The 14,014-nt window shown below is 33.5% G+C and carries 21 protein-coding genes; all 21 read right to left on the bottom strand.

Annotated elements, in window-relative coordinates; translation table 11 throughout:
- Positions 1-71: 71 nt before the first annotated feature.
- The 21 genes from NAG76_18270 to NAG76_18370 all read right to left on the bottom strand — a co-directional run bounded on the left by NAG76_18270 (position 72) and on the right by NAG76_18370 (position 13,810).
- Positions 72-374 carry a GNAT family N-acetyltransferase gene (locus tag NAG76_18270; GenBank protein URN93754.1) on the bottom strand — a complete coding sequence of 101 codons (303 nt, stop codon included), beginning with the start codon at positions 372-374 and terminating at the stop codon, positions 72-74.
- Positions 352-588, bottom strand: a complete 237-nt coding sequence (locus NAG76_18275; GenBank protein ID URN93755.1) for a hypothetical protein — start codon at positions 586-588, stop codon at positions 352-354. The genes NAG76_18270 and NAG76_18275 overlap by 23 nt, the downstream gene beginning before the upstream one ends.
- 37 nt (positions 589-625) lie before the next feature.
- Complete coding sequence (locus tag NAG76_18280; protein URN93756.1) at positions 626-1,438, bottom strand: DUF4111 domain-containing protein; 813 nt, start codon at positions 1,436-1,438, stop codon at positions 626-628.
- A gap of 33 nt (positions 1,439-1,471) precedes the next feature.
- Positions 1,472-2,257: a class I SAM-dependent methyltransferase gene (locus NAG76_18285; GenBank protein URN93757.1), complete on the bottom strand. Its 786-nt coding sequence runs from the start codon at positions 2,255-2,257 to the stop codon at positions 1,472-1,474.
- Positions 2,244-2,912 carry an HAD family hydrolase gene (locus tag NAG76_18290; GenBank protein URN93758.1) on the bottom strand — a complete coding sequence of 223 codons (669 nt, stop codon included), beginning with the start codon at positions 2,910-2,912 and terminating at the stop codon, positions 2,244-2,246. The genes NAG76_18285 and NAG76_18290 overlap by 14 nt, the downstream gene beginning before the upstream one ends.
- A gap of 479 nt (positions 2,913-3,391) precedes the next feature.
- A complete protein-coding gene (locus NAG76_18295) occupies positions 3,392-3,799 on the bottom strand; it encodes a GNAT family N-acetyltransferase (GenBank protein URN93759.1) in 408 nt (135 codons plus the stop codon).
- Positions 3,800-3,860: 61 nt separating this feature from the next.
- Complete coding sequence (locus NAG76_18300; protein URN93760.1) at positions 3,861-4,433, bottom strand: YdcF family protein; 573 nt, start codon at positions 4,431-4,433, stop codon at positions 3,861-3,863.
- Between the two features lie 404 nt (positions 4,434-4,837).
- On the bottom strand, positions 4,838-5,425 hold the full coding sequence (locus tag NAG76_18305) for an HD domain-containing protein (GenBank protein ID URN93761.1): 588 nt from the start codon (positions 5,423-5,425) through the stop codon (positions 4,838-4,840).
- Positions 5,426-5,467: 42 nt separating this feature from the next.
- Positions 5,468-5,767, bottom strand: a complete 300-nt coding sequence (locus NAG76_18310) for an antibiotic biosynthesis monooxygenase (protein URN93762.1) — start codon at positions 5,765-5,767, stop codon at positions 5,468-5,470.
- Positions 5,768-5,799: 32 nt separating this feature from the next.
- Positions 5,800-6,627, bottom strand: coding sequence for a prephenate dehydratase (pheA, locus tag NAG76_18315; protein ID URN93763.1), 828 nt, complete (start codon positions 6,625-6,627; stop codon positions 5,800-5,802).
- Between the two features lie 51 nt (positions 6,628-6,678).
- Positions 6,679-6,879: a DUF648 domain-containing protein gene (locus tag NAG76_18320; protein URN93764.1), complete on the bottom strand. Its 201-nt coding sequence runs from the start codon at positions 6,877-6,879 to the stop codon at positions 6,679-6,681.
- Between the two features lie 20 nt (positions 6,880-6,899).
- Positions 6,900-7,382, bottom strand: a complete 483-nt coding sequence (locus NAG76_18325) for a pyridoxamine 5'-phosphate oxidase family protein (protein URN93765.1) — start codon at positions 7,380-7,382, stop codon at positions 6,900-6,902.
- Positions 7,383-7,706: 324 nt separating this feature from the next.
- Positions 7,707-8,249: a GNAT family N-acetyltransferase gene (locus NAG76_18330; GenBank protein ID URN93766.1), complete on the bottom strand. Its 543-nt coding sequence runs from the start codon at positions 8,247-8,249 to the stop codon at positions 7,707-7,709.
- Positions 8,250-8,429: 180 nt separating this feature from the next.
- On the bottom strand, positions 8,430-8,816 hold the full coding sequence (locus NAG76_18335; GenBank protein ID URN93767.1) for a MerR family transcriptional regulator: 387 nt from the start codon (positions 8,814-8,816) through the stop codon (positions 8,430-8,432).
- Between the two features lie 57 nt (positions 8,817-8,873).
- Entirely contained in the window at positions 8,874-9,854 is a 981-nt protein-coding gene (locus NAG76_18340) for an aldo/keto reductase (GenBank protein URN93768.1), read from the bottom strand.
- A 120-nt stretch (positions 9,855-9,974) separates the two neighbouring features.
- Complete coding sequence (locus NAG76_18345; protein ID URN93769.1) at positions 9,975-10,508, bottom strand: hypothetical protein; 534 nt, start codon at positions 10,506-10,508, stop codon at positions 9,975-9,977.
- A 97-nt stretch (positions 10,509-10,605) separates the two neighbouring features.
- On the bottom strand, positions 10,606-11,109 hold the full coding sequence (locus NAG76_18350; GenBank protein ID URN93770.1) for a DinB family protein: 504 nt from the start codon (positions 11,107-11,109) through the stop codon (positions 10,606-10,608).
- 224 nt (positions 11,110-11,333) lie between these two features.
- Entirely contained in the window at positions 11,334-11,927 is a 594-nt protein-coding gene (locus NAG76_18355) for a GNAT family N-acetyltransferase (protein ID URN93771.1), read from the bottom strand.
- A 15-nt stretch (positions 11,928-11,942) separates the two neighbouring features.
- Positions 11,943-12,419 (bottom strand): GNAT family N-acetyltransferase, encoded by a 477-nt coding sequence (locus NAG76_18360; protein ID URN93772.1) that lies wholly within the window; start codon positions 12,417-12,419, stop codon positions 11,943-11,945.
- A gap of 86 nt (positions 12,420-12,505) precedes the next feature.
- On the bottom strand, positions 12,506-12,964 hold the full coding sequence (locus tag NAG76_18365; protein ID URN93773.1) for an NUDIX domain-containing protein: 459 nt from the start codon (positions 12,962-12,964) through the stop codon (positions 12,506-12,508).
- 141 nt (positions 12,965-13,105) lie between these two features.
- Positions 13,106-13,810 carry a hypothetical protein gene (locus NAG76_18370; protein URN93774.1) on the bottom strand — a complete coding sequence of 235 codons (705 nt, stop codon included), beginning with the start codon at positions 13,808-13,810 and terminating at the stop codon, positions 13,106-13,108.
- Positions 13,811-14,014 lie beyond the last annotated feature (204 nt).

Genomic DNA, 14,014 nt, shown 5'->3' on the forward strand with positions numbered 1-14,014 from the left:
AAACTACCTCCATTAGATAAATTAATTTAATTCTATCATAAATTGGAAATTAGTTGTCTCAAAAGTGTAATTCATAGATAGTCAGGTTGAGTAATTCCAGTTTCAAGAATTGAGCTAATGTAATCTTCCTCAATTGCCCATTGTTCTAGCGCACTTAATACTGTTTTTGCAACTCCTATTCCTCTATAGTCTTCTTTCACATAAATTCTTTTCATTTCGACTACATTGTCAATTTTCGTTTCCTTAAAACAACCACACCCTACAGGTATGCCAGCATAATAAGCAACAATTACTCGAAAATCTAAGTTTACGTAATTAAATTCAACAAAATTTTGTTGTGTACCTGGATATCTAACGTGAATGTTCTTTATCAATATCTGATAGTTGCTGTTTTAACTTATTTTGCTCGGTAATATAACTTTTACTACTAAGGATATCACTTGATTTTTTACCAATCTTGTCATAAATCATGACTAATGACAATGAAATAACCGCAAAGTTATAGATTAGAAATCCTGAAATTTCAAATTCATTATAGATAACGGTATTAAGAACGATAAATAGAGCAAATGCCAATAAATACTTCATTTAATTCTCCCTCCTATTTTAAAATAGATGGAATTCTTTATATATCATTATTAATTTCATTCATAATATAATTCATATAATTAATTGTATCATTTCTTCTTTTTATCTTAGATCGGTAAAGTGATTTTGATACGTTTTGTCTTGCATTAATTGATTCAATGATAATGTTGTGAAATTGATTTGGTACAATGTTTAATGCATAATTACCTGCTGCTACTTTAGTAGTTATCTTATGTTCACGAAAAGTATAGTACAACCGAGTTATGCCAAGTACTCCCCATTCAATCTCAGAAACTCTAAGGTAAAGTAAATATGAATATAGAGAGCGCCAACTAGATGATTTCTGTATCCAGTTCTTCCAGTAACCATTTAAGTTATCGTGCATCTTTGCAATTAATAGATCCCAATCTAAAGAAAAGTTTAATTCCTTCGCAGCAGGTCCAATAATATTAATCCCAAAATGTTTCAATTCATACCATGTGACAAGATTCATTTCAAAATAGCCCTGTTCCTGCATTCGACCATCCGAATAGTATGGAAAGGGATCTACTTCTTCTGAAAGCTTCCCTACATCATCCCAAGTAATATAGATTCCGCTTAAATTTGGCTTCTTATATTTTCCCTCAACTTTTTGATGAATTTGGTTGAGTTGATCAATTTCAGTCTTACTTAATCTTTCATCAGATATCGCTATAAAATCAATATCACTCCGTTCTAACGAATAATCACCCATTGAAATAGACCCATAAATATAAAAACCTTTAATTAATTTAGAATTAATCCGTTGAACTTCATCTAAATATAAGTCTATTATTTCATTAATTCTGGGATGTAAGTTAGGACGTATCATCTCGGTTCACATCTTTCATTTAAAAAGTTGCACTTAACTAATTCTCAGATTACAAACAAATATAAGTTCTGGCCCTTCTTCTATTGGACGGAGATCATAATATCCGAATTCTTCTCTAATGTTGAATCCACTTGTAACTAGTAAGTTTCTAAGCTGTTCTTCATAGTAATACTTCATTGCTAATTTCTGAGTATGCTTTTGTGTTGTGCCATCTGGCTCTTCAATGTAATATATGTGCTCGGGGTAAGTAATCTGTTTATCTGTATCTATACTTTTACGTATTTGAGTTCTTGTTACCTTTTTATTAGTATTCTGATCATAAATTACCCAATCTTCATGCTCATCTTGTACCCATGTTTCATCTAGCAATCCGTAAGGACGATATGCGGTTAGTATGAACACTCCATCTTCAGTTAATTGAGTTCGAACGTTCTTTAAAAATCGTGTTATCTGACTTTCTTCAGTAAGTAACTGGAATGATCTAAAAGGAATGATTATTAAAGAGAATTTCTTATTAGAAATGAATTCGGTCATATCTGCTACGAAGGGGTTGACTCTGCTTCTTGTATCCATACTTTCATTCAATAATTTATGTTCTAGTACTTTGATCATATGATCAGAAAGATCAATACCGGTAACATTAAAGCCTTCCCGAGCTAGTGGGATACTTATCCTTCCGGTACCACACGCTACTTCTAATATTTCTTGACCGTATTGATGGGCGTAGTCTATGTAAAATGAGAGATCGTCCTTTACTATATCTCGTTGATCCAAATCGTATAGGTATCCTATATTATTATATTGATTAGTTATCTCCATTCACCTCCTTTATGATTTCTATTACTTCCATTAACTCTTTAATCGTTTGACAGGTTACTTCTGGACGTTCGTAGTAGTAATCTTCTTTCCATATGCCTGTCATTCCCGCCGTAATGGACCCTTTAACATCGTTTTGTGGGTGGTCTCCCACATAGATCGCTTCGCTTGCACATACTTGCAATCGTTGTAACATTCTTTCAAATATTTCAGTTGCTGGTTTCTTTATCTTTTCTTCCTCTGATACTACAATCACGTCAAAATAATCGGTTATACCAAGTCCTCTAATATTTGATCTTTGAAATTGAGAGTATCCATTCGTGATGATACCTAATTTTAAGTTCTTAATTTTTAATTCGTTCAACATTTCTTCCATCCCACTAAAGCCAATACAATGATGTTGAAAGCGTTCGAGATAATCTTCTAATAATTCTTTACTTGTAATATTCAGTTGATATTCATCAATCAGTTGTCGGTACACAACATCTTTCCAAACATAGCCACGCTGATGCAATTCAATAAATCGTTGTCTGAAAATTGAATACTCTATTTTCTGTAATGCTATTAGCGCGTTGTATTGCGCGAATAGAAACTCTTTTAAGGAACTTTCTCGATCTAGCAATGTTCCATCTAAGTCAAAAATTACTGCTTTGATCATTTCTATTACCTCTTATTCATGTCTATTATGTTCCGAGGGAAGACAGACGCCCACCTTAGATAGATCTTATCTTAGGTGGGCGTCTATGTTGAGTACTCTATATTACTGGATGTTTATGGTTTATCTACTTCTTACAACGATGGTTGCTCTAACAATGTTGCATTACAGTACTCAATAAAGAAATTTCACTTTTATTGATTCTTCTCATTCTTAATAATACCTGTGAAAATTTCGGCTCTCCTTGATTCGATAATTATTATCTCATCATCCTTTTTAACATAATCAGTTAATGAAACAACAAATAATATTATAAAAACACCAAGAACTATGCTTTCTATTATGATTAGAAAGAGAAACTTTGAACCGGTGAGAGCTAATGTTAATTGCACGAGTGTAATAATTATCAAGAAAATTATTGAGTATAATGATCTTTCAACATATTTGTTAGTCATAGTTCACCGTCCTAATATGAGATAACTTTATATGTTCTTAGTAAATATAATTTCCAAAGGCTCATCTTCGAGTAATAAGCTACCTGAATCCCGATAACCTAATTTTCTATAAAAATGCTGAGCCCCTTCATTAGCTAAGCTAGAGGTCATAACCAAGTTAAAACCGAGCTTCTTCATTTCATCTTCCCAAAAAAGAACTGCTTTCTTACCAAACCCTTTACTTCGATAGGTTTCATCAATCCAAATCATATTCATAAAAGGTGTATTATCCCAGAAATATGAATGCCGCATCCACCCAACGTTATTAGCTTCTTCATTCTCCAGAATATAAATTTCATTTCCCTTAATTTTGGGTAAGATTAAGCTTTCTAAAATATGTTTATCATGTTCTCTAATATATTCGTAGTGCGAATCAGTTGCAGCAATTATTCTCATTATTATTACTCCTCTATTATGAATTAACTATACTCATCCTGTTCTCTAACCGGACTCTGAATCATTTCAAAAGATAGTTATAATATGCTGAAAATTCTCTTATTATTGAGTAGATATCTCTAATCTCAAAGATTTTGGCATGGGCTGAATATACTTCTTTAATATCCATTTTACTAAATGCTAATTTGGTCCTAGATACATGGAAATATTGAGAGATAACCATCACAGATTCAAATTTTAGTTCATCCATAATCTTGCTTGTATTCTGGGCGGTCATATAAGAGTTGTACCCATTATTATCTTCTATAATGTTGTCTTCTGGTATCCCTTTATCCACTAAGTAAGATTTCATAACTCTTGCCTCATCGAAACCTTCCTTACCAGTACCACCACTTACAATGATAAAAGAATAGTAACCATCTTTATAAAGTTCTATGGACCTATCTAATCTTGCTTTTAACCGTATAGAAGGCTGTCCATTAACTTCTACTTTATTTCCTAATACTACTGCTGCGTCAACATGTTTCAATTCATCATTCAATCCATCTATTACTACGAAAGTAGTGTGAATAATAAACCAGATGAAAAGAATGGTTACTATTATTAATAAACGTTTATTTGTAATAACGTTCAATCTCTCACCTCATTCCCAGTTATTAAGGAGAAATATAAGAAGTAATCAGCGAAAAAGCCAAGAAACCTAAAATAATTAGTGCAAGAACTATAGAAAAACTTTTTACAAAACCATTTAAAAACGCAGGCTCACCCTTTTTACGCGGACCAAGATAAAACTCTCGAATCCATAGAACAACAGTGCTTGCTAAACTTGTTTTCACAGCAAATCTAAGTAATTTTAGTAAGTACTCCCGTATCGAGATTGAGTAAATTGTAGTCACATTAGATTCTATACGTGTTATAGTATCTGGAATAAAAATAATAGCTAGAGCTAGCCCAATTAAAAATCCGTATATTGCTCCCTTTACTAATTTCTTTTCGATATTAAAAACCTCCGAATACTACTCTATTTTCTTTGAACAATTACTTTGACAGTATCCCTTGTTCCACAGAATTATTAATTATCGATTGTGCATATTCCCACAACTCATTTGAGCCATTTGCAATCTCTTTGTTGCGATTGAAAACCTGTTCGCTAGTAATATTGTATTTCAGCCAAGTGTCACCTTGATTATTGTGATTATGGATGAGCGGTTGTAAGCGATCCAGTGATGAAGCGAATTTTGCTTCGTCTGTCTCCTTTTTCTCAAATTCAATCCATAAATCCATTAGTTCTTGCTCTTGTTCAGCTGGTAATATTCCAAATAATCTCTTTGCCGCTTGAACTTCTCGGTCAAACTTATCTACATAACCTGAACTATCATACGCAAAGGTATCACCTTCATCTATCTCTACCAAATCATGTATTAACAGCATTTTTATAACTCTAAGCAAATCAATTTTATTATTTGCATTGTTCTGTAGAATTAACGCCATCATCGCAAGATGCCAAGAATGTTCCGCGTCGTTCTCTAATCTTGAACCATGCATGATTTTAGTCTTTCTCTCAATTGTTTTGAGTTTATCTATTTCTATTAAGAAATTCATTTGTTCTTTCAATAAAGTATCCATTTAGTATCTCCTTATAAGGTTGTTGCCTATTCTTCGAGAATTCTATTCATTCAGCACTATCTCTCTATAGTGCTCTACCACTGGGAACGGACTATAGTAATGGTGCAATAAGGCTTTCCATTGTTGATATTGTTCTGAACCTCTGAATCCTATCTCATGGTGCTCAAGCGTCTCCCATCGAACTAATAAAATATACTTGTTCTCTTGTTCAAGACATTTCTGTAATTGATGTTCGATATAACCTTCCATGTTCGCAATAATTTTCGAGGCTTCCTTAAAAGTTGATTCAAAACTATGATTGAGTTCAGGTTTAATATGTAATATAGCTACTTCTAGTATCATATCTATTTCCCCCTTGTAGTACTTAAATTTTTTTATTTACTTAAATTTGTATCATATCGTCCAATAATTCTAACATCATGGCCTAATGTATCCAATATTGTAATTGCTTTATTTATGAGTAGTTCACTGCAATTATTATTCGATTCTAAAAAGAATCTATATACTCCAATTTTCTTTGTCGTAGGCCTTGATTCTATCCAAGACAGATTTATACTGAGTGCTGAGAATATATTCAAGATTGCAGATAATACCCCTGGTTGATCTTGATCAGGCGTAACAACAAACAGTGTTTTCGCAGCAAACGGATTAATTGGGCATTCATTACTAATAATTACGAAACGAGTTTCATTATCAAGATTATCTTGAATATTGTGATCTATTATTGTGAGGTTTAATAGTTTTGCAAGTGACTTTGAGCCAATTACAGCAACGTCATCCCTATCACTATTTTTTAACGAAAATGCTGCTGCTGCAGAACTATCATACTGTAAGCTCTTAACATTTAAATTTCTCAAGTATGCTCTACATTGAGTTAGAATCGGTGAAATCGACCATACCTCTTTAATATCATTTCTATTAATATCCTTATTCGTGAGTAGATGTAATGAAACTGGTAATATCAATTCCCCCTCAATAAATACATTAGTATAATTGATTATTGAATCAATAGTCATGTTAATTGTACCTTCAATTGTGTTTTCTAAAGGAACAATCGCTTTATCTACTGTACTATCACCAACTGCCTCGATTACATCTGGAATGGTATTAAGTAAAAAGAATTCCACTTCGTCTTCTATAAAATATTGTTTAGCAGCTTCTTCGGAAAATGTACCATTTGGTCCAAGATAAGCAACTTTCATATTCTTAAGGCTCCTTTTTCAATCTTATTCATCTGCCTTACAGCTTAGCTACTAATTGGATAATATGATAGGGATTTCAATAAAATCGGTACCCATAATCTTAACAGTTCCTTTTTCAGCAGACCCGACTTCAACGCCCAAATTAATCTTTCCAGTTGGAGTAATATTTTCCTCAGGTACAATATCAATGACAATAGTCCCTTTTCCTCCACCCGTAGGTTTATAACTTCGATCTCTGCCAATTTCAATCATCTTAAATATGTAAACCTACCCTATTTCAAATGTTTTAATGACATTACTTTAAGTTTTTCCCGATGCTTTTCAAATTTCATTATAGGTACTCCCCATCCACAGCTTGATTGTATTTCATAAATATCTATAATAAAAATTTGCCTTATAATTCTAGATTCAATGTTTTGATAATACCGCTGCATTATACTAACAAACTCATCTGAATCTTTACTAACAACTCTTCCTATTCCATAAGCACGTAAAATCACCGGAGTCTCGTCAAAACTATTCCACATCAACGTAATTCTTTGATTCTCATTAATATGGGTAGCAGTTTCATTGCCGCTACCATAATAATCTGCATACATAATTAATTGGGGATTTAATATTGTTAAAGTGTCATATCCTTTTGGTGATAAGTTTACTTTCCCATTAACGAGCGGTGCCGTTGCTACAAAAAAGACTTTCTGTTCCTTAATGAATTCAATTTGTTCTTGATTGAATTCCCGATAAAAATTAGCCATGTAAGATCACATCCATTCATGAAATTGCAACATTAACACATAACTTCATTATGAAAAATAAAAAATCTGTTTTACAAAAAGCTGCTCTACTGATTCTTCCATGCACTCATTGTTCGAACTAAATTTGATGTCGTAATGGTTGGTTACTAATAAGGTTGGGTTAAGTGTATTCTTATAGGAATTAGGGCATCCACTGGTTTATATCATGATGTTCGTCAGTAAAGTAATCGACGGAGTTAAAAGATGAGGGTTACTAGGAGTATTGTTCTAACGTTAATTATATCAAACCATCTAAATTATTACATATATTTTACAATTACTAACTTATCCGTTCCAGTTTTTCTTCAATAATGAGTTTATTACCACATCGATATATTTCTCATTCTTATAGAAATATTCATAAAGCGTTCCTTCTTTTTGAAATTGAAATATATCTAAAATTTTTCTTGTATTTTTATTTTCAGAATGATGCAATGCCTCCATACGATTTAATTCAAGTTCTCTAAATCCATAGTTGATTATTACTGATAACGCTTCGGTCATATACCCTTTCTTCCAATGTTCTGGTGAGAGTTCACAACCGATCTCTGCTTTATGATGGTGCTTTATCCACTTATGGAAACCGCATGTTCCAATAATACGATCGTCATTTTTTAATGTTATTCCCCATCTGATTAATTCAGCAGCATGAAACTTATCATTCCAATAGTTTATGATGGTTTCTGCTTCTTCTAATTTGGTTAAGTTATTGATGTCATAAAACTCAGTCACTAGATCTTTTGTTAAGTACGCAAACAATTCCGGAGCATCATTACTCGTTAGTTGTCTAAGAATTAATCTATCTGATTCTAGAACTGGAAACTTCATGTTTTGCCTCCTCAATGTATATTCATTTCGATTATTCAACTTTCACGCCGTTTTCATCAAAATTAATAAAAATAAAGCCCACCTTAGATCTATCTTCTCAAAGGTGGGCTTCTATGCTCGTGTGTAATTAATTCATAAACCATTAACACGCTGAAACTATTTCTTAAGTACATCAAACCATCAATCTGACACTTTGGCCAATGCTTTTTCTTTTTCTAATATCGTCTGTTCGTACGTATCAATTTTACCATTTAACCGCTCAAAAACTTTTTTCATCTCTTTCATTTTCAATGCGAGTTGATTACGTTGCTCAATTAGGAGATTCTTCCGCGTAGGGATTGATTCATCACCTTGTTGATATAGCCTCACATACTCAATTAACGTCGCCACGGGTAGACCACTATTTCGCATACATTTGATAAAATCTACCCATCGACAGTCGTCTTCAGTATAATGTCTAATCCCTTTGCTGTTACGGTTGACCCGTGGGATTAGTCCGACTTTTTCGTAATAGCGAAGTGTATCCTGTGTTAAATCAAATGTTTTACTTACCTCTGCTATTAACATGCAGCGCAACTCCCCAACTTAATATTATGATTATTGAACTTTAGTTCGTTCCGATTTTTATTTTGCTCCAACAACCGGATGAGGAACATAAGGCTCTTCCAATACCGCAACTTCTTCAGCCGTTAATTTAATGGACAATGCAGCTACAGCTTCCTCGAGATGAGTTGATTTTGTAGCGCCAATAATAGGAGAAGTTACTGGTTCATTTTGTAACAACCATGCTAGTGCGATTTGAGCGCGAGGAACGCCACGGTTTTCTGCAATCGCCGCAACCCGCTCCACTATCAATCTATCTGCATTGGCAGTCGCATCATACTTATGTTTCTGGACTTGATCCGTTTCAGAACGATGTGTTGTTTCTGACCAATCGCGAGTCAATCTACCCGATGCAAGCGGACTGTATGGAATTACACCGATTTTTTCTGCTCTACAAAGCGGCATCATCTCCCGCTCCTCTTCACGATAAATAAGGTTCAAATGATTTTGCATCGACACAAACTTTGTCCAACCATTATTGTCAGCTACATGTAATGCCTTTAAAAACTGCCAAGCGTACATGGCAGAAGCCCCAATGTATCTTGCCTTTCCTACTTTTACAACATCATGCATGGCTTCCATCGTTTCTTCAATAGGTGTATTATAATCCCATCGGTGAATTTGATAAAGGTCAACATAATCAGTTCCGAGTCTCATTAAGCTCTTATCAATTTCACTCATAATCGCTTTACGAGAAAGACCGGCACCATTAGGACCTTCATGCATACGGAAATGAACTTTTGTCGCAAGCACGATCTCATCGCGATTAGCATAATCCTTCAGTGCGCGTCCAACGATTTCTTCACTTGTTCCATCTGAATACACATTTGCAGTATCAAAAAAATTAATTCCAAGCTCTAAAGCTTTCTTAATAACTGGGCGACTACGTTCTTCATTGATAACCCACGGGTGAACCCATCGTTCTGCTATTCCAAACCCCATGCAACCAAGACAAAGTCGAGATACATCCAATCCCGTATTCCCAAGCTTCATATATTCCATCTGGTTTTCCCCACATTCGCTTAAATTTTGTAGTTATCCTCAATAGTTTAACTCTTGGAGTTAACTCCAAGTCAAGCGAATAGGCGAAATGAACTCTATCAGTTCTACTCTCAACTGCAACTATTTTTTCTTTAATTTGTATCGATATACTACAGCTATAATTAATAACCCGATAATTATCAGTATAATAAAGGCTGTGATCAATCTCCATTTATAGAAATCAAAAAGAAAATTAACATTATCACTAGGTTCTAATCCTTGACCCAGCTGCTTAAGGTCTGCATCTGCACTATCCAAAGTTGTAGACCTTCCACAATTCATGACTATATATTTATCTTCATGCTTGTAGGAATAAAGCAAGTACTCTTCACCTTGTTGAAATTCAAACTGACAACTGGACCAATCAGTATACACAATAAATTGTGTTGTTTGTACACCTTTCCATGAATCATAGACATCAATTAAAACTGCATTGAAGGCATTGCCGTTCATAGTAGATTTTTTAATGCCTTTTACTTTACCTGTAAAAACAGCATCCGACTTTTCTAATGCTTCAATTGCATCTTGTGGATAAGCACAAGAACAAGCTGATACAGAAGATGAGGAAAATACCGCAATTAATTGAAATATTAGTACTCCGATAATGATTTTCATTACAATCTTTATTGAAATCCCCCCAATCGAGAATTACTCATAACTCATATAAAATGTAATGTGAGTATTCCTGCCTCCTCAATCACTTCACATACTTTTATAGGGCATCTTTAATTTCGATTATTTGCTTGGTATGTCTTTGTTCGTGTAATTCGAGTGATCTAACCCATTCAATTAATAACATCTCTTTGAAAACGGGATGTGTAAATTCTCTCCTGCTCAAAATGGATGGGTCTTCTAGTGCGTCTAACATTTCATATAACTTCTCCCTGGTCGTTTTGAGTATTTCAAGAATTTCTTCATATTCTACAATCTCATCAGTGGGTTTAGCAATTTCAGGAGCTTCTAACTTCTTCGTTCTATCAAGTAGAAACTCAATTGGTTTATTGCCAATTGAGGAGTCAACCTTGCTTTTTAACGATTTCTTTATTGCAAGCATATATAATTCTTCTGTCTTAACTAGATGTTGACATACCTGACCAATACTCCAACTATTTAATTCTTTTGGCTTGTTCAGTTGATCTGTATTCAATCCATTAAGTGTGGTTAGCAACACATCTCTCGTTTCTTGTAATTTCTGAATGATTTCATTAAGATCCACGAAAAACACCCTTTCAATATGTATTTGCAATATCTCACTTTAACAATTTTTATTCGTAAACGCCGCATAAGTTGATATCTTCAGATGATAAATCCATTAAATTTGAAATAATCATTCCGTGACAAACAACTATAACTTTAGATTAATAGCTGCAGTCTGCAATGATCTTGTGTAGGGGGAAGAAATAATTAACTCACAAAACTTACTAGCAAACGATCATATCCTTATAAGCCTTCAGATGATTCATAATTACCTTCGGAGAGAAATTGTTCCAGTCTAGTTTTTATATCTTTCCATTCAGGTTCAATAATACTGTAAATTACATAATCCATATTGTTGTATTTCCTTCGTAATATCCCTTCTCGTATTGCTCCTAATCGTTCTATTGCTCTTTGAGATATTATGTTATCTGTTGTAGTTATGATTTCAATTCTATTCGTGTTTAAAATTTCAAATCCATACTTCAGCATTAAATATTTCGATTCAGTATTTACTCTCGTCCTCCATACTTTTGTGGAATACCATGTTGAGCCGATATTAAGATTGTTATTTTCTTCTGATATTCTTAGAAAACGAGTTGTCCCAACTATTTCATTTCGTTCTTTATCAAATACAACAAATGGATATTGTTCGCCACTTTCACGACCTGCTAATGCCTTCTCAACAAACTTATCCATATCTGCAATTGAATTAATCTTTATGGGGTAATTGGTCCATATTGCAGTGTCTCTTGAACATTCAAATAAATGTATTGAGTGTTCCCTCTTTAATGGTAGTAACTCTACTCGCTTTCCCTTTAAACCTACGAACTTAAACATATGTATCCCTCACTATCAATTACTTACATGCTTTTCATAATATACAATGGTCATCTTATCATTAACGACATTTATCTCTTCAGTTCTCTTGTAGCCTATCTTCTCATATAGGTAGCAATTCCCTTGCTCTTCTAAAATAGTATCCAGTTCCCACACTTTAGCGTCATAATATTTCTCTTCAATCATTGTAAAAACTTTTTGTGCAATTCCTTGTCCTTGATGTTCAGGTAAAATAAATATAGGGCTAACGCGGTATACATTATTATTTTTCCTCACGATTCTAATTGCACCAACAGGAGTATTAGAATTTTTGATGATATAATAATCAGTAAATGATTGATTTATTCGACTAACAATTCGTTCGACAGATTCAGTTGCTGGGCTTGATTCAACGTCTTCGTATTTTTCAAACAAAGGCATAAATGCTCTAATTTGCATTTCATGAATCAAAGCAGCGTCTTTAATATCTGATTTGTGTAAGTGTATTATCATTTGTTTGTCCTCCATCTTAAGATTTAACGACAAACGCCCACCTTAGATAGCTGTTATCTAAGGTGGGCGTCTGTCGTTGCATAGCTTCAGATTGATTTATATTGTTCAGAATCAATAAACTCATCCAAAATTATTCTAATCATCTCAACAATGTTTTCGGGTAAATCCTTGGGTTTGAAGTATCTATATTCCAGTACTTCAAACTCATCAGGCCGTATACTACCTGTAAATTGATTAGTTATATAAGTTACAGCAACATAATGTGTTTTTTGACCTGTTTCAGATGTGATATAAAATCTACTGTCAGAAAAAGTTCGGAATTCAATTAGATTTTCCACACTAATCTCAAGCTCTTGCATTACTTCTCTACGGATTGCATCTTCAATTGATTCCCCAGGTTCTAATAATCCTCCAGGTAGTCCCCATAAATCATCATTATGTCTTACAAGTAACAATTCTGCTTTTGAATTATAAATAATTAGAGTAGGTCTAACTAAAATTAAAGGTAATTCACTACTGCTATCCTTAAGGTCATTATTAGACATGATTTAAATCCTCCTTTATTTTGTGCAATTGCATTCAGGTCTATAGTTCACTTTAAAGTGCTTTAATATGCCAATCATATATATTACCCTAATAGGGGATATAATTATCAAAATTATTAAAGAATCACCTTTCGATAATTATTAATTGCTATAATCAAGTTCATTTATTATGAGATTAAGAAGTTTACCTTCTAATACATCATATGTATAGGAACCACTATATTCTTTAGCTTCTAATCCAGTCCATTGAAACGCAACACTTACTTGGGAGTTATTCAACCATTCAACGATATTGAAATAAGGATCTGGTCGATTTTCATTTACAGTTGTTTCAACGTCCCAGTTCTGTTGTACTTCTTGTAAATATGGGAGAACGATTTCAGACATGTTTTGTGTGTCTACAACATAAGTTCCACCCGATATCCTAGATTCAAAATTTACACCTACAAAACGGTCATCAGGTGACCATAAGAAAGAGTTATTATAATAACCAGGTGTCGTGGACCATTGAACTTGTTCGGAAGCGGTATCCATCAATCTTATTCCTTCTACTGGATACAAGCCTGCTGCAGTAATGCTTTTATTCACACCAAATGTTTCTATACGATAGATTCCATTAAAAGATAATAATGATACGTGATTAACCTCCGCGTCAACTTGTTCCTCAGAATCATCTATTTCTGCAGGAGGTGTTTCCTGAGGTGTTTCAATTGTAATGGTGTCATTCGTACTATCATAATGATTAAGCGGAATGGTTTCACTATCTAGATTCATAGTTACTACTTCACTTGAGCAGCCAGCTATAATAATCAATATTAAAATAACAGATAATATTTTTCTAGTCACAGTATTCCATTCCTTTCACATGGATTCTAAAAAACATTTAATGTGACTTGGCAAAGTAGCTCCGTAAACACAAATTTGCACGATACCTTCATTATATTATAAATGTAAATATAATACACATATATTAATGTTTACCTAAACGATTCATACATTCTGCTATCTAAAAATCATCTCTACTAGTCGATAATTTATACTTATCTTATG

The organism is Candidatus Pristimantibacillus lignocellulolyticus, from assembly GCA_023639215.1.
GTDB classification, from domain to species: domain Bacteria; phylum Bacillota; class Bacilli; order Paenibacillales; family Paenibacillaceae; genus Pristimantibacillus; species Pristimantibacillus lignocellulolyticus.